General features: G+C 69.4%; 16 protein-coding genes and 2 riboswitches. Of the genes, 6 read left to right on the top strand and 10 right to left on the bottom strand.

All coding sequences use genetic code 11. From position 1 onward, the window contains the following. Nucleotides 1–223: 223 nt before the first annotated feature. The 5 genes from ACIQLK_RS08150 to ACIQLK_RS08130 all read right to left on the bottom strand — a co-directional run bounded on the left by ACIQLK_RS08150 (nt 224) and on the right by ACIQLK_RS08130 (nt 6,230). Complete coding sequence (locus tag ACIQLK_RS08150) at nt 224–724, bottom strand: PH domain-containing protein (RefSeq protein WP_400364084.1); 501 nt, start codon at nt 722–724, stop codon at nt 224–226. Nucleotides 725–831: 107 nt separating this feature from the next. Then, on the bottom strand, nt 832–2,553 hold the full coding sequence (locus tag ACIQLK_RS08145; RefSeq protein ID WP_400364083.1) for an ABC transporter ATP-binding protein: 1,722 nt from the start codon (nt 2,551–2,553) through the stop codon (nt 832–834). Next, the gene (locus ACIQLK_RS08140) at nt 2,550–3,491 is read right to left on the bottom strand and encodes an ABC transporter permease (RefSeq protein ID WP_400364082.1); all 942 of its coding nucleotides are present in this window, start codon (nt 3,489–3,491) and stop codon (nt 2,550–2,552) included. The genes ACIQLK_RS08145 and ACIQLK_RS08140 overlap by 4 nt, the downstream gene beginning before the upstream one ends. Beyond that, entirely contained in the window at nt 3,481–4,410 is a 930-nt protein-coding gene (locus tag ACIQLK_RS08135; RefSeq protein ID WP_400364081.1) for an ABC transporter permease, read from the bottom strand. The genes ACIQLK_RS08140 and ACIQLK_RS08135 overlap by 11 nt, the downstream gene beginning before the upstream one ends. Nucleotides 4,411–4,598: 188 nt before the next feature. Beyond that, on the bottom strand, nt 4,599–6,230 hold the full coding sequence (locus ACIQLK_RS08130; protein WP_400364079.1) for an ABC transporter substrate-binding protein: 1,632 nt from the start codon (nt 6,228–6,230) through the stop codon (nt 4,599–4,601). A gap of 208 nt (nt 6,231–6,438) precedes the next feature. Here ACIQLK_RS08130 and ACIQLK_RS08125 point away from each other — a divergent pair, with 208 nt between their 5' ends. Together ACIQLK_RS08125 and ACIQLK_RS08120 are read left to right on the top strand one after the other, a co-directional pair. Continuing rightward, the gene (locus tag ACIQLK_RS08125; RefSeq protein WP_400364077.1) at nt 6,439–7,233 is read left to right on the top strand and encodes a CPBP family intramembrane glutamic endopeptidase; all 795 of its coding nucleotides are present in this window, start codon (nt 6,439–6,441) and stop codon (nt 7,231–7,233) included. A 216-nt stretch (nt 7,234–7,449) separates the two neighbouring features. After that, nucleotides 7,450–8,472: a hypothetical protein gene (locus tag ACIQLK_RS08120; RefSeq protein ID WP_400364075.1), complete on the top strand. Its 1,023-nt coding sequence runs from the start codon at nt 7,450–7,452 to the stop codon at nt 8,470–8,472. Between the two features lie 255 nt (nt 8,473–8,727). Here the strand turns inward: ACIQLK_RS08120 and gcvP are convergent, their stop codons facing one another. From gcvP to ACIQLK_RS08095, 5 genes are all read right to left on the bottom strand, one after another. Continuing rightward, entirely contained in the window at nt 8,728–11,520 is a 2,793-nt protein-coding gene (gene gcvP, locus ACIQLK_RS08115; protein ID WP_400364915.1) for an aminomethyl-transferring glycine dehydrogenase, read from the bottom strand. Between the two features lie 53 nt (nt 11,521–11,573). Next, the gene (gcvH, locus tag ACIQLK_RS08110; RefSeq protein ID WP_400364073.1) at nt 11,574–11,954 is read right to left on the bottom strand and encodes a glycine cleavage system protein GcvH; all 381 of its coding nucleotides are present in this window, start codon (nt 11,952–11,954) and stop codon (nt 11,574–11,576) included. Next, nucleotides 11,951–13,069, bottom strand: coding sequence for a glycine cleavage system aminomethyltransferase GcvT (gene gcvT, locus ACIQLK_RS08105; protein WP_400364071.1), 1,119 nt, complete (start codon nt 13,067–13,069; stop codon nt 11,951–11,953). The genes gcvH and gcvT overlap by 4 nt, the downstream gene beginning before the upstream one ends. A gap of 11 nt (nt 13,070–13,080) precedes the next feature. Then, nucleotides 13,081–14,445, bottom strand: coding sequence for an L-serine ammonia-lyase (locus tag ACIQLK_RS08100; RefSeq protein WP_400364069.1), 1,365 nt, complete (start codon nt 14,443–14,445; stop codon nt 13,081–13,083). Nucleotides 14,446–14,519: 74 nt separating this feature from the next. Next, a riboswitch (glycine riboswitch) is annotated at nt 14,520–14,612 on the bottom strand. After that, nucleotides 14,613–14,698: riboswitch (glycine riboswitch) on the bottom strand. A 62-nt stretch (nt 14,699–14,760) separates the two neighbouring features. Next, nucleotides 14,761–15,930 carry a MarP family serine protease gene (locus tag ACIQLK_RS08095; protein ID WP_400364067.1) on the bottom strand — a complete coding sequence of 390 codons (1,170 nt, stop codon included), beginning with the start codon at nt 15,928–15,930 and terminating at the stop codon, nt 14,761–14,763. Nucleotides 15,931–16,070: 140 nt separating this feature from the next. Between ACIQLK_RS08095 and ACIQLK_RS08090 the strand changes: the two genes are divergently transcribed. Genes ACIQLK_RS08090 through nadC form a run of 4 tightly spaced genes read left to right on the top strand, consistent with a single transcriptional unit; the run spans nt 16,071 to nt 20,460 of the window. Then, the gene (locus tag ACIQLK_RS08090) at nt 16,071–16,745 is read left to right on the top strand and encodes an NUDIX hydrolase (protein WP_400364064.1); all 675 of its coding nucleotides are present in this window, start codon (nt 16,071–16,073) and stop codon (nt 16,743–16,745) included. Nucleotides 16,746–16,760: 15 nt separating this feature from the next. Next, entirely contained in the window at nt 16,761–18,074 is a 1,314-nt protein-coding gene (nadA, locus tag ACIQLK_RS08085) for a quinolinate synthase NadA (protein WP_400364060.1), read from the top strand. Beyond that, entirely contained in the window at nt 18,071–19,603 is a 1,533-nt protein-coding gene (nadB, locus tag ACIQLK_RS08080) for an L-aspartate oxidase (RefSeq protein ID WP_400364058.1), read from the top strand. Before nadA ends, nadB begins: the two co-directional genes overlap by 4 nt. Further along, on the top strand, nt 19,603–20,460 hold the full coding sequence (gene nadC / locus ACIQLK_RS08075; protein WP_400364057.1) for a carboxylating nicotinate-nucleotide diphosphorylase: 858 nt from the start codon (nt 19,603–19,605) through the stop codon (nt 20,458–20,460). The genes nadB and nadC overlap by 1 nt, the downstream gene beginning before the upstream one ends.

Raw genomic sequence — 20,460 nt, 5'->3', positions numbered from 1 at the left:
ATCCCGGCGATTCGGGTCGCTGGCACAGACATGGTGGTGCTCTTTCTCGGGCTTACGCGCTCTTGCGTTTGCGTTCGATCGCCGGAACCGGGTCCGGCCTCAACGACCCTAACTCGCTCATCAACGCTGACAAGACCGTGTGGAGAACTCTTTGTATGAACGTAACATTGCGTGACTTGCTCGCAAAATGACTGTGAACACGCCGCGCAAGTGGCCAGTACGCTCAGCCCGGAGCGCCGCTGATGATCACCGCGCACAGTGCCCACGCGATGATCACGGCCAACACGCCGATCGTGCGCACGTCCCAGCGCCGGACCACCGAACCGGCACCGGAACCGGTTTCACCGGACGACTGCCATTGCTCGCGGATGAGGTCGAGATCTCGCACCGCTGGAGGGATCCGAGCACGGGGACTCGTGTCGGGCCGCAGGCCCGGCCGCGGAGGACGCCCGGCCACCGGTCCACCGAACGCACTGACGATACGACCGTCATCCAGCGTGAAGCGCACCTGATAACGGATGCCGATGTCGCTCACCCGATCCCACGGGATCCGAACGACGCGGAGCAGGTTCTGCACCGTGGCACCGTTCGCGTCGATCGCGATGTGCGAGACGAAGGTCGCGACGTAGATGAACCAGAGCACCAGGAGCATCCATGGCGCGAGGAGGAGCATCTCTCCCCATCCGGCACGGATGACGGCGTCTCCGAGCAGAAGAAGGGTCACGACGGACGCTAGGACCAGGGCGACGGTCCCCGACGGTGCGCGGAAGACCCGCGGCGAGGCCGCCCGGGAATCACCCGGGCGGGCCCCGGCGTTCGTGGGGTCGATGCTCACCGCGCTCCGCCGAGGGGGATGTCCGCCCCGGGGATGGCTGCGAGGAGCCGCTTGGTGTAGTCCTGAGCAGGCGTGGTGAAGATCTCGTCCACCGTGCCCTGTTCGACGACCCGTCCCTGTTCCATGACGCAGACCAGGTCTGCGGCGACGCGGACGACCGCGAGGTCGTGCGTGATGAAGAGGTAGGTCAGGTCGAGCTCGGACTGGAGGTCGGCGAGCAGACGCAGGATCTGATCCTGCACGAGCACGTCGAGCGCCGAGACCGCCTCGTCGAGGACGACGATCGACGGCTTGAGTGCGAGCGCACGCGCGATGGCGATGCGCTGACGCTGGCCGCCGGACAGCTCGTTCGGGTAGCGCCAGGCGACCTCGCGCGGGAGCGACACCTGTTCGAGGAGTTCGAAGACGCGCTCGCGGCGCGACTTCTCGTCGCCCACGCTGTGGACGCGCAGCGGCTCGGCGATCAGAGCGCCGATGCTGCGGAGCGGATCGAGCGAACCGTAGGGGTCCTGGAACACCGGCTGCATCCGGCTGCGGAGACCGAAGACCTCCTTGCGGCTCATGCCGGAGGTGTCCGCTCCGTCAACGAGGACCGAGCCACTGGTCGGCTTCTCGAGCTGCAGGACCATCTTGGCGACCGTCGACTTGCCCGAACCGGACTCCCCCACCAGGGCGAGGGTCTTGCCCCGCGGGATCTGGAAGGACACGCCGTCGACCGCGCGGAACGGCTCGCTGCGGAAGCCGCCCGAGCGGATCTTGTACTCCTTGACGAGGTCGCGGACCTCCACGACGGGCGTGGTGTCGGCGACGTCTTCGACGTGCTCGACGCCTCGACGTTCGACGACGGCCTGGATCCGCTGCGAAGCGATGCTCGGAGCTGCCGCGACGAGGCGCTGCGTGTACGGATGCTGCGGTCCCTCGAGGATGAGGCGACTCGGGCCCGACTCGACGATCTCGCCCTGGTTCATCACGACGATCCGATCGGCGCGCTCGGCGGCGAGGCCGAGGTCATGCGTGATGAAGAGCACGGCAGTGCCCTTCTCACGCGTGAGCGAAGCGAGGTGGTCGAGGATGACGCGCTGCACCGTCACGTCGAGGGCGCTGGTGGGCTCGTCGGCGATCAGGAGCTTCGGGTCTGCCGCGAGACCGATCCCGATCAGTGCCCGCTGTCGCATGCCGCCGGAGAACTGGTGCGGGAACTGGTGCATGCGACGGTCTGCGTCCGCCAGTCCTGCCTGCTTGAGCACCTCGACGGCGCGCTCGCGTGCCTGCTTGCGGGTCGACGCCAGTCCGTTCGCACGAACCGCTTCCTCCACCTGGAACCCGATCGACCAGACCGGGTTCAGGTTGGACATCGGGTCCTGCGGGACGTAGCCGATGTCGCGACCGCGGATGGTCTCCATCTCGCGGCGACTGGCGCCGAGGAGGTTCACACCGTCCAGGGTGATCGACCCGCCTGTCACCGCCCCCGTCCCGGGAAGCAGGTTGATGACAGCGGCCGCCGTCGTCGACTTGCCCGAGCCGGACTCGCCGACGATCGCGACAGTCTCCCCCGGGTACACGTCGAGGTCGACGCCGTGCAGGACCTGGCGCGACTTCTTGCCGGTACCGAAAGAGACCTTCAGGTCACGGATCTGCAGAAGGGGCTGCGACACGTCGCTCTCCTTGTGGCCGGCGCGCAGAGCTGCGCGGCTGATGGGGTTCTCGGTGTCGCTCATCGCTGGGCCCTCGACTTCGGGTCGACGGCGTCACGGAGGAGTTCCCCGAGGGTGATGAAGGCGAGCACCGTCACGGTGAGAGCCAGCGACGGCCAGAACAAGGCCAACGGGGCGGAGCGGATCTGCGTCTGCGCCTGGCTGATGTCCGCACCCCACGACACCGTCGCCCCTCCGAGTCCGACTCCGAGGAAGGACAAGGTCGATTCCGCGACGATCGCCGTGCCGAGGCTCAGCGTCGTCACGACGATGACCGGCGCCATCGCATTGGGCAGGACATGCGTGAGCATCGTGCGGAATCGGGACAGGCCGATCGAGATCGATGCCGTCACGTAGTCCGACTGCTTCACCCGGAGGACCTCGGCCCGAGCGATGCGGGCGGTGCTCGCCCACGAGAATCCGCCGATGGCGAGTGCGAGGACGAACTCGTTCCGGTAGTCGGCGAGGACGGACATGACGACCACGGCCGCGATGATGTACGGAATGGTGAAGAACACGTCACCGACTCGCGACAGCAGGGAATCGAGGAAACCGCCGTAGAAGCCGGCCAGAGCGCCCATGATCACACCGATGACGGTGGAGATGACGGTGGCCATGACACCGACCAGGACCGACGTACGGGTGCCGTGGACCAAGCGCGACCAGATGTCGCAGCCGAGGAAGTTGTACCCGAGCGGGTGGCCGGCCGAGGCGTCGGCGTTGCTGTTGGCGAGGTCGCACGCCGCGCCGGACGGGCCGACGGACGTGAAGAGGTTCGGCACGGCAGCCATCACGATGATGACGACGCACAGAACGACCGAGACCCAGAAGGTCGGACGTCGCCGCAAGTCGCGCCAGGCGTCCAGCCAGAGGTTGCTCTTCTTGTCGCTGAGGTGGAGCTGGTCCACCACCACTGTTTCGGTCTGCGCGGGAGCGACGTAGTGGGTGGGGTTACTTGACATAGCGGATCCTCGGGTCGAGCAGGCCGTAGAGAAGGTCGACGACCAGGTTCACCAGCACGTAGATCACGACGAAGATCGTGACGAAGGAAACGATGGTCGGGGTCTCGCGGCTGGTGATCGCCCTGAACAGCGTGTTGCCGACACCGGGCACGTTGAAGATGCCTTCCGTCACGGTGGCCCCGACCATGAGGATGCCGAACTGCGTCGCCGTGTCCGTCACCATGGGGATCATCGAGTTGCGCAGGACATGCACGGGGATGACGCGACGACGCGACAGCCCCTTCGAGTACGCCGTGCGCACCCAGTCCTGGCCGAGGGTCTCGATCATCGACGCGCGCGTGAGCCGCATGCTCGAGGCGTAGATGCTCAGCCCGAGGACGATCGCGGGGAGCCACAGATCACCCCAGTCGTTCTTGCCCCCGACTGTGGGACGGAACCATCCCAGCTGAACGCCGAGGAAGTACTGCGCGAGGAAGCAGAGGACGAAGATCGGGATCGCGATGAAGACGAGGGCTGTCACGAGGGCGCCGTTGTCGAAGATCGAGCCCTTCCAGATCGCCGAGAGCGCGCCGATGACGAGTGCCAGGACGAAGGCGATCGCGACCGACATGACCGCGAGCCGCATGGTCACGGGAACGGTGCGGGCGAGGACGTCGTTGACGCTCTGGCCGGAGAATGTGGTTCCGAAGTCGAACCGGAAGATGCCGGCCAGGTAATTCGCGTACTGGACGATGAACGGGTCGTTCAGACGGTACTGCTCGCGGATGGCGTCGATCACTGCCTGAGGCGGCTGCTTGTCGCCGAAGAGCGAGGCGATCGGGTCGCCCGGCAGACCGAAGACCATGAAGTAGATCAGCAGGGTCGCCCCGAGGAATACGGGGATCACCTGCAGGATCCGTCGGAGGATGTAATAGGCCACCCTCGGCCCCCTTTCAGGGAGAAGACGTTTCTGTGCTGACGCACGAAGAAGGGCCCCGCAGTGCGGCGCCCCTGAGGTTCCCATCCTCAGCCCGGAATCCTGAGAGAACGGTGAGTTGGACGGGTCACGCCACGAGGCGGTGACGGGTGACCGTCACCGCCTCGTGTGAGGTGATGCTGCTTATGAGATTACTTGGTGATCTCGTAGTAGAGCGGCACCGAGTTCCAGCCGAACTCGACGTTCTTGACGCCGTCGGCCCAACCGCCGTTGACGTTGGAGTACCAGAGCGGGATGGCGGGAAGGTCTTCGAAGAGGACCGACTGCGCCTCGAGCAGGGTGGCGTTGCGCGCTGCCTCATCCGTCTCGCTGATGCCCTTGGCGAGCAGGTCATCGAACTTCTTGTCCGAGTACTTGCCGTCGTTCGAGCCGGCGCCGGTGGCGTACAGCGGGCCGAGGAAGTTGTACAGACCGGGGTAGTCGGCCTGCCAACCGGAGCGGAAGGCGTCGACCTTCTCGTTGTCGCGGGCGTCGAGGTAGGTGGCGAAGTCCGGGAAGGGCTTGCCGACGGCCTTGATGCCGAGCGTCTTCGAGATCGAGTTCGCCACGGCGTCGACCCACGTCTGGTGTCCGCCGTCGGCGTTGTACGAGATCGTGAAGTCCTCGCCGCTGTAGGGCTTGATGGCGTCCGCCTCGTCCCAGAGCTTCTTGGCGAGCTCCGGGTCGTAGTCGAGGACGTCGTTGCCCGGAACGGAGTCGCTCCAGCCGTCGATGACGGGGGACGTGAAGTCCTTCGCCGGCGTGCGGGTGCCCTTGAAGACCACATCGGTGATCTGGTCGCGGTTGATCGAGTGCGAGATCGCCGCGCGGCGGAGCTTGCCCTCTTCGTCGGTCTGGAAACCGTCGAGCCACTCCGGGATCGTCAGCGACTGGAAGATCGCAGCCGGCTGGTTGACCGTGCGGTCGGGAAGGTCGGTCGTGTAGCTCTCGAGGGCGCTGTCGGGGATCGCGTCGAGGACGTCGAGGTTGCCACCGAGAAGGTCGGTGTAGGCGCTGTCCTGGGTCGCGTAGAAGACGATGTCCAGGCCACCGTTCTTCGGCTTGCGCGGCCCGTCGTAGCTGTCGTTGGGAACGAGGTCGATCCGGACGTTGTGCTCCCACGCGCCTTCCTTGGCGAGCTTGTAGGGGCCGTTGCCGATCGGGTTCTCCCCGAAAGCCTTCATGTCCTCGAACGCCACCTTGGGCAGCGGGAAGAATGCCGAGTAGCCGAGACGCTGGGCGAAGTCCGAGGCGGGCTTGTTGAGGGTGATGGTGAAGGTCTGATCGTCGACCTTCTTCAGACCGGAGAGCTTCTCGACGTCCTTCTCGTAGCTGAAGCCCTCGATGTCCTCGAAGAAGTACGAGGCGTTCTGCTTGTTGGCCAGCCGAGCGCCGTAGTTCCAGGCGTCGATGAAGCTGTCTGCGGTGACCGCGTCGCCGTTGGAGAACGTCACGCCGTCACGGAGCTTGACAGTCAGCTGGGTCGGCGAGTCGGTCGTGATCGACTCGGCGACGTCGTTCTCGACAGCGCCGTCCGCCTTGTAGGAGATCAGGCCCGCGAAGATCGAGTCGACGACCTTGCCACCGCCGGTCTCGTTCGTATTGGTCGGGATGAGCGGGTTCTGCGGCTCCGAACCGTTGGTCGTGATGACCTCGGTCGTCGTGCCGCCGGAACTGTTGTCGTCCGTGTTGGTGTCGCCACCGCCACTGGCGCAGCCGGCGAGAACCAGGCTGGTCGCACCGAGCAGGGCGAGACCCGCCACGCCGATCTTGTTGCGCTTCAAAGTGTCCTCCAAGAGACCTCATGAAAGCCCGGGTCGAGGCTTCGCAACCCGGGCGTGATGAGAAGCACACTAGGCAGGCTGAGCGCAATGCGACAAATCCCTCACAAGACCGTTACACAGCCTTTACTTGGCAACCTCTGGATGAAGCAGTGTGACAGGTCGGGTGTATCGACGCCGGACGCCGGGATGGACGTGGCATCCTGACCGGATGGCAGCATTCCCGGACTCCCCCACCGTCGCGAGAGCCCCCAGCCGCGCCCGGCTGTGGTGGGAGATCGGAATCGTCCTCGCCCTCTCACTCGGACGCTCGGCCGTCTATTCGGTGCTGGCTCTCGTCGAGGCGCTGACCCGCGCGCCCCTGGGAGATCAGCAGACGTCCCTCAATCCCGGCGCAGCACCGTCAGCCGTCTGGGACGTGCTCGGACAGTTCCTCGACGCCTTCTTCGCGTTCGCCCCCGTGGCGTTGGCGATCTATCTGCTGTGGGAACCCGTCCGCTCCGGATTCGCCAAGATCGGCCTCACCTTCGAACGGTTCGCACGAAACCTCGGCGGAGGCGCTCTCCTCGTCATCGTCATCGGCGTCCCCGGGCTGGGACTGTACGCCCTCGGACGGACCCTCGGCATCACCGTGCAGGTGGATGCCTCTCCGCTCGACACGTCGTGGTGGACGATCCCCCTCCTGCTGCTCGCCGCGCTCCGCGCCGGCCTGCTGGAGGAGGTCATCATGGTGGGCTACCTCTTCGATCGTCTGCGTCTGCTCGGATGGAACACCTGGACGATCATCCTCTCCACAGCAGCCCTCCGCGGTTCGTATCACGCCTACCAGGGTTTCGGACCCCTCGTGGGGAACATGGCCATGGGCGTCGTGTTCGGCTGGGTCTACTCTCGGTGGGGCCGGGTCATGCCGCTCGTCGTCGCCCACGTGCTCATCGACATCATCGCGTTCGTGGGCTACCCCCTCGCCGCCGCCTGGTGGCCCGGCGTGTTCGGCCCGCCGGCGTAACCGGACGCGCGGGCCGGATTTCGGGCTCCGATCCCGCGAGACTGCACGTGCGCGCCGAAGCTGCGGCGCGGCGCCGCGGTCTCGTGCGCCGCGTGCTGTCTCGCGGTGGGAGCGGTGCGGCCGACGGTTCCTCCACCGCGTACGCGCCGGGCGCGGAGTCCACGAGGCGGGGTGCGATGGTGCACGGGCTAGCGGCGCGCCGCGAACCTCGGGGCCATGTCCTCGAATGTCGACCTCCTGCCTGTCGCCCGCCCCGCTCCCGTCGCCTGCCCGGTACACCTCCTGCGCGCGCGGGACGTGCCCCACGCCGCCCGCCTCGCGTCACGAGGCGAGCTCGTGTCGGTCGTGCGCGGGGTCTACTCGCCGACGGCGTCGTGGCGACCACTCCTCCCGTGGGATCGCTATCTGGCTCGCATCCACGCCACGATCCTCATGCACCCCGGACTCGTCCTGAGCCACGAATCGGCCGCGGCGATCTGGGGGATGCCGGTGCTCGGCGACCCCGGCGTCGTCCACGCCCTGGGCGACCCGACCCGCACTTCGCGCCTGCATGCCGGGCTCCGCCTGCACACGACGACGGGCGCGCGGGACGTCGTCGACCTCGGCGGATTCGCCGCCGTCGCGCCGTCAGACTGCGCCGTCGACCTCGCGAGGGCTCGCCATGTGGTGGTGGGGCTCATCGCAGCCGACGCCGCGCTCCGTCTGGATCCGGCGGCATCCGTGGAATCGCTCGTCGAACAGAACGAGCAGCGACCGAGTTCGCGGGGGCGCCGCATCGCCCGGTGGCCCCTGCATCGCGCCAGGGCTGAGGCGGAATCCACTCTCGAGTCCGCGAGTCGGGCGATCATCGAGTTGCTCGGCTACGAGGAACCGGAACTGCAGACCGAGTGGAGCGGGCCGGCTGTAGCCGATCGCACCGACTTCTGGTGGCCCGAATCGGGGATTGCCGGTGAGGCGGACGGCGACCTCAAATATGACGGCCGGTTCGGTGATCCCGTGTCTCTGCTGCGCGCGCGCCGCGAGCGGGATCATCGTCTCCGGTCGCGCGGCATCCGCTCGGTCGCGCACTGGGGCTGGTCGGATCTCGTCGACCCCGACGCGCTGGACGGCATACTCCGTGGCGCAGGCCTCCCGCGCGTCGCACTTCCCGACCCGTATCGCCTCGCGACCGCTCGAATCGCGCTCGCCCCGCGCCACTACGTCCCGAGACTGCACGCCCGCGCCGAAACCGGGGTTTGAGCCCGCGGTCTCATGCGTCGCGTGCAGTCTCGCGGAAGGTCGGGCGAGCGCGGCCGCTCGCCGCCACGCCTCGAGCGGTCGCGGTGCGTGGTCCAGCTGCCCAGCCCGCGTGCCGCCCCCGCCGCGAGACTGCACGCACGCGCCGAGACCGGTGTCCCAACCCCCAGTCTCGGCGACCACGTGCAGTCTCGCGGATCGAGCCCGTCCGGGCCCGGCCGCGCCCGCAACGCCCGCCCCGCCGGGCCGAGCCCACCGTCAGGCGAAGGCCTCGATCGGGGGGCAGGCGCAGACGAGGTTGCGGTCGCCGTAGGCGTTGTCGATGCGGCGGACCGGCGGCCAGTACTTCGTGCGCACGATGCCGGGCACGGGGTACACGGCGATCTCGCGAGGGTACGGGTGCGCCCACTCGCTCGTGATGACGGATGCCGCGGAGTGCGGCGCGTTCACGAGCGGGTTGTCGTTCGCCGGCCACTCCCCTGCCGCGACCGCGTCGGCCTCGGCCTTGATCGCGATCATGGCCTCGACGAAGCGGTCGAGCTCGGCGAGGTCCTCGGACTCCGTCGGCTCCACCATGAGCGTCCCCGCGACCGGGAACGACATCGTCGGGGCGTGGAAGCCGTAGTCGATGAGACGCTTCGCGACGTCGTCGACCGTGATGCCGGTGGCCTCCTTGAGCGGACGCAGGTCGAGGATGCACTCGTGCGCGACGAGTCCGCCCTCCCCTGCGTAGAGCACCGGGTAGTGGCCCTCGAGGCGCCGCGCGACGTAGTTCGCCGCGAGGACCGCCGCCGCCGTCGCCTGACGCAGGCCCTCGGCGCCCATCATCCGAACGTACGCCCACGAGATCGGCAGGATCGACGCGGAGCCGTACGGCGCCGCCGAGACCGGACCGCCGTCGAAGACGTGACCGCCGGCGTGCTCGGCGCGCTGCGCCATCGGGTGAGACGGCAGGAACGGCGCGATGTGCGCCTTCGCCGCCACCGGACCCACACCGGGACCGCCGCCGCCGTGCGGGATGGCGAACGTCTTGTGCAGATTCAGGTGCGACACGTCGCCGCCGAGGTCGCCGAAGCGGGCGAACCCGAGCAGCGCATTGAGGTTCGCGCCGTCGACGTAGACCTGGCCACCGGCCTCGTGCACCGCACCGGTGATGTCCATGACGTCGTGCTCGTAGACCCCGTGCGTCGACGGGTAGGTGATCATGAGCGCCGCGAGGTTCTCGGCGTGTGCCGCGACCTTGGCCCGGAGGTCGTCGAGGTCGACGTTGCCGGCCTCGTCGCACGCGACGACGACGACCCGCATCCCGGCAAGGACGGCGGATGCCGCATTGGTCCCGTGCGCGGACGACGGGATGAGGCAGACATCGCGGTGGAGGTCGCCGCGCGAGTGGTGGTACCCGCGGATGGCGAGGAGGCCCGCCAGCTCGCCCTGCGAGCCGGCGTTGGGCTGCAGCGAGACCGCGTCGTAGCCGGTGACCTCGGCGAGCCACGCCTCGAGCTGCTCGATCATCACGAGGTAACCCGCGACGTCGTCGGCCGGCGCGAACGGGTGGACCCGCGCGAACTCGGGCCACGAGACCGCCGCCATCTCGGTCGCCGCGTTGAGCTTCATCGTGCACGACCCGAGCGGGATCATGCCGCGATCGAGCGCGTAATCCCGGTCGGCGAGTTGTTTGAGGTAGCGCATCATGGCGGTCTCGGAGCGATGAGTGTTGAAGACGGGGTGCGTCAGGTACCCGTCCGTGCGTTGCAGCGCTGCGGGCAGGTGGGCATTGCGGTCCCGCAGCGGGACGAACACCTTCGACGAGTCGACGCCGAAGACGGATGCCACGGCCTGAAGGTCCGCGACGGTCGTCGTCTCGTCGACCGAGATCCCCACCGAGTCGCCGTCGCGGAACCAGAGCTGGTATCCACGGCGACGCGCATCGGCGATGACGTCCTCCGCACGGCCCGGGGTGCGGATCACGAGCGTGTCGAAGAACGCGTCGTGGAGCACGTCCACGCCCGCGCCGATCAGCCATTCCCGCAGGAGCGAGGCCTTCGCGGTGGTCTCCTCGGCGATCCGGCGCAGCCCGTCGGGGCCGTGGTACACGGCGTACATCGCGGCCATCACGGCCAGCAGCACCTGAGCGGTGCAGATGTTCGACGTCGCCTTCTCGCGGCGGATGTGCTGCTCACGCGTCTGCAGTGACAGCCGGTACGCGGGCTGACCCGCGGCATCCATCGACACCCCGACGAGGCGCCCCGGGAGCTGACGCTCAAGACCGGCGCGGACGGCCATGTAGCCGGCGTGCGGTCCACCGAAGCCCATCGGCACGCCGAAGCGCTGCGTCGTCCCGACAGCGACATCGGCGCCCATCGAGCCCGGCGAACGGAGGAGGGTGAGGGCGAGCAGGTCCGCCGCAACGACGACGAGCCCCTTCTGCGCCTGCACGGCGGCGATCACCGCGGACGGGTCCCAGACACGACCGGTCGCACCGGGGTACTGGATGAACGCGCCGAACGACTCCGGGACATCGTCGCCGTAGGAGGTCTCGCGGATCTCGACACCGACCGCGGCGGCGCGATGGTGCAGCAGCGCCTTCGTCTGCGGGAGCGCATCGGCGTCGACGAGGAACACGTTCGACGCCGACTTCGAGGCACGGCGGGCCACCAGCATCCCCTCGACCACGGCCGTGGACTCGTCGAGCATCGACGCGTTCGCGGTTGCGAGGCCGGTGAGGTCGGTCACCATCGTCTGGAAGTTGATGAGCGCCTCGAGCCGGCCCTGCGAGATCTCCGGCTGGTAGGGCGTGTAGGCCGTGTACCAGGACGGGTTCTCGAGCACGTTGCGCTGGATCACCGACGGCGTGAGCGTGTCGTAGTAGCCGAGGCCGATCATCGCGCGCGCCGAGCGGTTCTGCGACGCGAGCTCGCGGAGCTCTGCGAGGGCTTCCGCCTCGGTCGCCGCGGGCGGGATGATGCTCGCAGCCGCTGTGACGTGGATCGCGTCGGGGACAGCGGTGTTGACGAGCGCCTCGACGGACTCCCGCCCGAGCACGCGGAGCATCTCGGCCTGCGCGGCCGAGTCGGTGCCGATGTGGCGGTCGCGGAACGCGGAGCTCACGCCTCGCCACCCGTCAGCGCGACGTAGGCGTCGCGATCGAGGAGGTCACCGGCGGGCGCACCGTCGACGCGGATTCTCACGAGCCACGCGTCGAAGGCGCCGGCGTTGACCGACGACGGGTCGTCCACGACGGCGTCGTTGACCTCGACGACCTCTCCGGTCAGCGGAGCGTAGAGCTCGCCGACGGACTTGGTCGACTCGATCTCGCCGCAGGTCTCGCCCGCGGTGACCGCGGTGCCGACGGCGGGGAGCTCGACGAAGACGACGTCACCGAGCTTCTCGGCGGCGTAGTCGGTGATGCCGACGGTCGCGACGTCGCCGTCGAAGGCGATCCACTCGTGCTCGGCAGTGTAGGACAGGGCGGTGAGGTCGGTCATTTCTGTCTCCGGTAGAAGGGCAGGGCGGTGACGGTCGCGGGGATGCGGGTCCCCCGGACGTCGATGGTCAGGGCGGTGCCCTCAGCGGATGCCGAGGGGTGGACGAACGCCATCGCGATGGGATGGCCGAGGGTCGGGCTGAGGGCCCCCGAGGTGATCTCGCCGACGCTGTCGTCGCCCGACAGCACGGCGTAGCCCGCGCGTCCGGCGCGGCGACCCTCGGCGGCGAGTCCCACGAGGACGGGCGCGTCGGACAGATCCCGCGCGGCGAGGCCGTCCTTTCCGACGAACTGCTCCTTGTCGGCGACGACGACGCGGCCGAGGCCCGCCTGGGCAGGGGCGATGTCGCGCGAGAGCTCGTGGCCGTAGAGCGGCATGCCCGCCTCGAGGCGGAGCGTGTCGCGCGCGGCGAGCCCGGCGGGCACGAGCCCGTGCGCGGCGCCCGCCTCGGTGACGGCTTCCCAGAGGGCGGCCGCGGTCTCGTTCGGGACCATGAGCTCGAACCCGTCCTCGCCGGTGTAGCCGGTGCGGGCGACGAACAGGCTCCGGTCCTGGAACGAGCCCAGCGCCCATGAGTAGTAGCCGATGTCCGCAAAGGCGGGATCGACGTCCTCGATCCCCGCAGTCGACTCGAGGATGCCGCGGGCCGCGGGGCCCTGCACGGCGATGAGCGACATCCGGTCGGTGATGTCCTCGATGCGCGCGCCGCCGGGTTCGACGGCAGCGAAGGCGGCCGCGACCTCGGCCCGGTTCCCGGCGTTGGAGATGACGAGGAACTCCTCGTCGGTGATCCGGTAGACGATGACGTCGTCGACGATGCCGCCGTCGTCCGCGAGGACGAGCGAGTACTTGGCCTTGCCGACCTTCATGGTCGACAGCCGACCGGCGAGGGCCCGGTCGAGGTACCCGGCGGCATCCGTCCCTTCGACGCGGAACTCCGCCATGTGCGAGATGTCGAAGAGTCCCGCCGCGCTGCGCACCGCGTGGTGCTCGGCGAGGTCCGACGTGTAGCGGACGGGCATGAGCCAGCCGCCGAAGTCGGTGAAGGACGCGCCGAGCCGCTCGTGCAGCTCGTGCAGGGGCGATCGCCGCGGCTCGGTCGTGGTGTCGGTCATTCCGTCTCCGCTCAGCATTCCACGACGCTGACGGCGAGGCCGCCGAGCGCCGTCTCTTTGTACTTGCTGCTCATGTCGCGCCCCGTCTCGCGCATCGTCACGATGACCTCGTCGAGCGAGACGCGGTGGGTGCCGTCGCCCCACAGCGCCATCTTCGCGGCGTTGATGGCCTTCGCCGCGGCGATCGCGTTGCGCTCGATGCATGGGATCTGCACGAGACCGCCGATCGGGTCGCAGGTGAGGCCGAGGTTGTGCTCCATCGCGATCTCCGCGGCGTTCTCGACCTGCCGGGGCGTTCCGCCGAGCACCTCGGCGAGGCCCGCCGCCGCCATCGACGACGCCGATCCCACCTCGCCCTGGCAGCCGACCTCCGCGCCTGAGATCGACGCACGCGCCTTGTAGAGGACGCCGATCGCAGCGGCTGTGAGCAGGAACGGGATGACGATCTCGTCGCGAGGTCGCCCCTTCGCGGCGTGATGGGTCGCGTAGTGCAGGACGGCTGGGATGATGCCGGCCGCGCCGTTGGTGGGCGCTGTGACGATCCGCCCGCCCGACGCGTTCTCCTCGTTGACGGCGAGGGCGACGAAGTTCACCCACTCCTGCCAGAGGGCGGGATCCTCGCCCGTCGGGTCGTCGAGTCGGAGCCTGTTGCGCCAGGCAGGCGCGCGGCGGGGGACGCGCAGGCCGCCCGGCAGCATCCCTTCTCGCGACGCTCCCGACGAGACGCTCTCGCTCATGACATCGGCGAGATGCAGGATGCCGCCGTCGATCTGGTCCCCATCGCGCGACGCGAGTTCGTTGCGTCGCTGGATCTCTGCCATCGAGACGCCTTCGCGCTCGCAATGGGCCAGGAGCTCGGCCGCCGTCTCGAAGGGGTACGGCACGGCAGTCGCCGTCGTCTCGTGCACCTGCTCCCCGTCGCGCACGATGAACCCGCCGCCGGTCGAGTAGTACACGGCCTCGTCGAGCAGCACGCCCTCGGCATCCCACGCCTGCAGGCGCAGGCCGTTGGTGTGACCGGGGAGGATCGTGAGGGGGTGCAGCACGATGTCGTCTTCGCAGAGGGGGACGTCTCCGGCCCCGCCGAGGCGGACACGACGCTCTTCGGCGATCGCCGCGGTGCGCTCCTCGACCTGCGCCGGAAGGACACGCTCCGGATCGAGTCCCTCCAGCCCGAGCAGCACCGCGGTGAGGGTGCCGTGCCCGCGACCGGTTGCCGCAAGGGACCCGTAGAGGTCGACCTGCACCCGGGCGGCGCGTCGCACGTCGATCCGTGACACGTAGTCGGCCGCGGCTCGCATCGGTCCCACCGTGTGGGAGCTGGACGGCCCGATTCCCACCGTGAACAGGTCGAAGACGCCGATGCTCGGGGTCATCGCGGTGATGGAGCGGGTGGGTGAGACGGTGGGAACAACGGAACTCCTGACGGCGCAGCGGGATGCGGGTGAGTTCCTCCCCCTCTGTCATCGGCCTGAGAGATTTCACGGGCGATGCCCGCTTGCCCCGTCGGCGGGCGCTCGGAAGCGCCGCTTTTCAGAGTGACCATGTCGGCTCGGTACGGGGGCCTGAGAGATTCCGGGGAGGGATTGCTCCTTCGGCAGCCACGAGGGCTTCTCCCGAGCAGACGCGATGGTCCGGTGTGCGATTGTGAGCGCGAGCCTATCACCGGGGTCGGCGGCGCCGATACGGGGTCAGCGCGCGCACTTCCCCGACGAGACGGTCGCAGCGTCCGGCGAGACCTTCAGCGCGGGGCGGAGCTCCTCCGTCGTCATCGCATAGCCGCGCGTCGCGTCGTCCTGCCCCCGCGCGAAGACCAGGCCGGTCACCTCGCCTTCGGCGGTCAGCAGCGGGCCGCCCGAATTGCCCGGGCGGACGTCCGCCTCGAGCGCGTAGATCTCGCGCGGCTGCGAGCTGTCCTCGTAGATGTCAGACACGATCGCGTTGCCCACCGAGAGGACGTACGCCGAGGTGCTCGTGAACGGCCCGCCGAGCGGATAGCCCTGGACGGCGACCGGCGTGCCCGGCGCGACGTCGCCGGCGATCGGCAGCGGCCGCGCATCGAGGCCCGAGACGCTGATGACGGCGAGGTCGTCGATCGGATCGAAGTAGACGACGCGCCCCTCTTCCGCATCCCGTCCCGGAAGCTCGACGAGCGGGGCGTCGACGCCCGCGACGACGTGCGCATTGGTGACGACGAGGTCCTTCGCGACCACGAAGCCCGAACCGGTGAGCGACGCTCCGCAGGCATAGGCGTTGCCGCTGATCCGGGCGACGGATGCCGCGGCCCGTTCGAGCTGCGGATCGTCGAGCGACACCGGGGGCGCCGTCGGCTCGACTTCGGGTGCCAGCAGGTCCCCGACGCGCGGGATGCCCTCGTCGACGATGAAGCCGCGGAGCTCGGCGAGCGCCGAGTCCACCGGGGCGGGGGTGATGGCATCGATCGCTCCCAGCACGCGCGAGGAGGCCACCGCGGGGGCGACCACCGGCATCCCGGACCCGACGATGGCACCACTCGCGAGCATGAGGACGATCGCCGCTGCGACCGTGTTCACGAGGCCGCCCAGGATCCGGTCGAGGGGCGCGAGCTTGGCGCGGTCCACCCCGCGGCGCAGGCGTCTGCCGACAGCCGTGCCGAGCGACGCGAGGAGGATGACGATGCCGAGAGCGATGACCGCGAGCACCAGGCTGCGATACTCCCAGCCGGCGAATGTCGGCGCGATGACGGGTGTGAGCCAGACGGCGATCACGGCTCCGAGGATGACGCCGATCAGGGTTCCCGCCGTCGCGACGAGGCCCCGGAGGAGTCCACCGAACAGTGCGGCGATGAGCACGAGCACGACGATGATGTCGACGACGAGCACGACGGGCCTCCCTTGACGAGTCCGCCCGGGAGAGCCGGCGGTTCCTCGTGATCAGCGTAGGACGCACCCGCTGTGAAATCGGTTCGTGTTGCCGTTCTTGTCATCGTGACTCTAAGATCGTCTCACCACTTAAGGTCACCATGACAAGAACATCCTCCTCCCCTATCGGCGTCGCCGTGTCGACCGTGATCTTCCGCCTCCGTCGCGACGCGGACGACGCACGCATCGAGCTCCCCCTCGTGCGCCGCACCCGCGATCCGCACGAAGGGCAATGGGCCCTCCCCGGCGGATGGGGCGACCCCGCCGAGCCCATCGAGGCGACGGCATCCCGCACGCTCGCCGAGACAACGGGGCTCGCTCCGAGCTACCTCGAGCAGCTCTACGCCTTCGGTGACGTGGGACGCTCCCCCGGCCGCGTCGTCTCGGTCGTCTACTGGGCGCTCGTGCGGGAGGACATCACGCGGGCGACCGAGTTGCACAACGTGGCATGGTTCGACGCGACCGCCCTGCCGGAGCTCGCGTTCGACCACAACCACATCGTCGACTACGCCCTGTGGCGGTTGCGGAACAAGGTCGGCTACAGCCGCATCGCCCACGGTTTCCTCCCGGACCTCTTCACCCTCGCCGAGCTGCGCGAGGTGTACGAGGCCATCCTCGGCCGGCGCCTGGACCCCGCGAACTTCCGCCGCCAGGTCGAGGGGTCCGGCACCCTCATCCCCACCGACGACTTCCGCACCGGCAGTCACCGGCCCGCCCGCCTCTACCGCTACAACCAGGACGTCGAGCTGGCCGATCGCGGCCCGCTCCCGCAGTGAAGGACCCGAACCGACATGAGCGCAACCCGCGTCACCCTGCTGCCCCGCCCGATCGATCCCAGCGTCGACCATGAGATCCAGGCCATCGTCAGCGGTGAGGTCGTCGCGGAGACCTGCAACACCGACCTCGCCGCCGCCCCCTGGACCTTCGACTCCCGCCCCGGCTACGGCCCGGGCTCGTCGATGGGCGACGTCATCCCCGCGGGCGCGCCGCGACAGGGGCAGCTCCCGGCCGAGTACCGCGAGGCGGACGAGGCCGACCTCGCCGCGCGCATCGTCGCCGCCAAGCGGACCCTCGGCGAGCGCGTCGTCGTGCTCGGACACTTCTACCAGCGCGAAGAAGTCGTCACCCACGCGGACTACGTCGGCGACAGCTTCCAGCTCGCGAACGCGGCCCTGGAGCACCCCGACGCCGAGGCGATCGTCTTCTGCGGCGTGCACTTCATGGCCGAGACCGCCGATCTCCTCTCCCGGCCCGAGCAGGCCGTCATCCTCCCGAACCTCGCCGCCGGATGCTCGATGGCAGACATGGCCGACATCGACCAGGTCGAGGAGTGCTGGGAGCAGCTCGCCGACGTCTACGGCGACATGGACACCCCGGATGCCGAGGGGCTGCTCCCCGTCATCCCCGTGACGTACATGAACTCGTCCGCCGCGATCAAGGGGTTCGTGGGCCGGCACGGCGGGATCGTCTGCACGTCCTCCAATGCTCGGACCGTGCTCGAGTGGGCGTTCGCGCGTGGCCGGCGCGTGCTCTTCTTCCCCGACCAGCACCTGGGCCGCAACACCGCCAAGGCGATGGGCGTCCCCCTCGAGCGGATGCCGATGTGGAACCCGCGCAAGCCCCTCGGCGGCGCGACCGAGGCGCAGCTGGAGGACGCCCGTGTGATCCTCTGGCACGGATTCTGCTCGGTGCATCGGCGGTTCACGGTCGGTCAGATCACCCAAGCGCGCGCGGATCACCCGGATGTGCGCGTGATCGTGCACCCCGAGTGCCCCATGGAGGTCGTCGACGCTGCCGATGAGGCGGGATCGACGGACTACATCCGCAAGGCCATCGCCGCCGCGACCGAACCGACGACCTTCGCGATCGGCACGGAGATCAACCTCGTCCAGCGCCTGGCGGCGCAGTTCCCGCAGCACGAGATCTTCTGCCTCGACCCGGTCGTCTGCCCCTGCTCGACGATGTACCGCATCCACCCGGGCTACCTCGCCTGGGTACTCGAAGGACTCGTCGCCGGCGAGGTCCGCAACAGGATCACGGTTCCCGCCGACGTCGCCGACCCGGCGCGTGCCGCCCTCGAGCGGATGCTGGCGGCCAAGCCGTGACCGCCGTGGTCATCGTCGGCTCGGGGATCGCGGGGCTGACCGCCGCGCTCCACGCGGACGCCGGGGGCTGTGCGGTGACCGTCGTCACCAAGAACGCGCTCAGCGAATCGAACACGCGGTACGCGCAGGGAGGCATCGCGGGTGTCCTCTCCCCCGACGACCGAGTGTCCGACCACGCGCGCGACACGCTCGTTGCCGGTGCCGGCCTCGCAGACCCTGAGGCCGTCGACGTCCTGGTCACGGAGGGGCCGGACCGGATCCGGGATCTCATCGACGACGGCGTGCAGTTCGACCGAGAGGCCGACGGGACGCTTCGGACCGGGCTCGAGGGCGCGCACTCGTTCCCCCGGATCCTGCACGCCGGCGGCGACGCGACGGGGGCCGAGATCGAGCGCACGCTCGTCGAACGGATCCGCCGCAGCGGCATCCGTGTCCTCGAGCACTCCTTCGCGACCGACCTGGTGCGCCGGAGCGGACGCGTGGTCGGTGTGGAGCTCCTGGGCGGCGAGCGCGTCGAGGCGGACGCCGTGATCCTCGCGACCGGTGGCGCCGGTCAGGTGTTCGCGCACTCGACGAACCCTCTCGTGGCGACCGGCGACGGCATCGCCCTCGCGGTGCGCGCCGGCGCTGCCGTCCGCGATCTCGAGTTCGTGCAGTTCCACCCCACGGTGCTCGCCGTCGGCGGTGCCTTCCTGGTCTCGGAGGCCGTGCGGGGCGAGGGCGCGGTCCTCCGCGACGAGAGCGGACGCCGTTTCGTGCTCGAGGCCCACCCGGCCGGCGAGCTGGCGCCCCGCGACGTCGTCGCCCGCGCGATGACCGCCGCGATGGCGCGTCAGGGTGGGCGACCGGTTCTGCTCGACGCCACCGCGGTGCACAGCGCCGATCCCGACGAGCGTGCGGTGTTCCTCGCCGAACGGTTCCCGACGATCGACGCCGCCGTCCGTGCCCGCGGGCTCGACTGGGCGCGGGAGCCGATTCCCGTGACGCCGGCGGCGCATTACCTGATGGGCGGCGTCGTCACTGACCTCGACGGGCGCACCGACGTCCCCGGTCTCTACGCCGTCGGTGAAGTAGCACGCACCGGCGTGCACGGCGCGAACCGCCTGGCCTCGAACTCCCTGCTCGAAGGAGCGGTGTTCGGCGCCCGCGCCGGAGACGCGGCTGCGACCGATGGTGCGGCATGGCCGGTGACCGCCGGAATCGGAGCCGTCGCAGAGACGGCGACCGACGGCATCCCGCACCCGCCCTTCAGCCGGCGCGCACTGCAGGAACTGATGTGGACGGATGCCGGGGTGATGCGCAATGGCGACGGTCTCCGCCGCGCCTCCCGCACACTCGCCGCCTGGCACGCCTTCACGGCGCACCCCGTGACCGCGAGGGAGCACGAGAACGCCAACCTCCTGGTCGTCGCGGAACTCATGGTCGCTGCGGCGATCGAACGGACCGGTTCGGTGGGCTCCCACCACCGCACAGACGACCCGGACTCCGCCGATACGCACGTCCGACCCGATCTGGAAGGGGCTGCGTGATGCTCTCGCCCGCGGTCATCGAGACCACCGTCCGCGCTGCGCTCCTCGAGGACGCCCCCTGGGGCGACATCACGAGCGAGGCGCTCATTCCGGCATCCGCCACCGCCACCGCCGAACTCGTCGCGCGCGAATCGGGCGTGTTCAGCGGCGGCGACGTGTTCTCCGCCGCGTTCGTCCTCACCGACGACCGCATCGAGGCCGACATGCGCGCCGAGGACGGGGATCGGTTCGCACCGGGCGATGTCCTCGCGGTCGTGACGGGCCCCGCCCGCGCGATCCTCACGGCCGAACGGGTCGGACTGAACTTCGTCCAGCGCATGTCGGGCATCGCGACCGTGACCGCCGCCTACGTCGACGCCGTCGCGGGCACCGGCGTCCGCATCGCCGACACCCGCAAGACGACACCGGGCCTGCGCGCCTTCGAGCGCCACGCCGTGCGCAGCGGCGGCGGCGCCAACCACCGGCACTCGCTGTCGGACGCGGTCATGGCCAAAGACAACCACCTCGCCGTCCTCACGCGCTCCGGGCTGTCCGTCACCGAAGCGCTCATCGACGCGAAGACCCGTCTGCCGCACACGGCCCACATCGAGGTGGAGGTCGACCGGCTCGACCAGATCGAGGCGGTGCTGGCCGCCGGCATCGGCACCGTCATGCTCGACAACTTCACGCCGGCCGACCTTCGCGCAGGTGTCGCGCAGGTCGCGAAGCGTGCGACGGTCGAGGCATCCGGCGGTGTCTCCCTCGACACCGTGCGCGCGATCGCCGAGACCGGGGTCGACGTCATCTCGGTCGGCGCGCTGACCCACTCGGCCCGCGCGCTCGACCTCGGCCTCGACGTCCGCATCGACGGCGACTGA

The sequence above is a fragment of the Microbacterium sp. NPDC091382 genome (genome assembly GCF_044757025.1).
Classification (GTDB): Bacteria; Actinomycetota; Actinomycetes; order Actinomycetales; family Microbacteriaceae; genus Microbacterium.
This window is presented reverse-complemented; position numbering and strand designations above follow the sequence as displayed.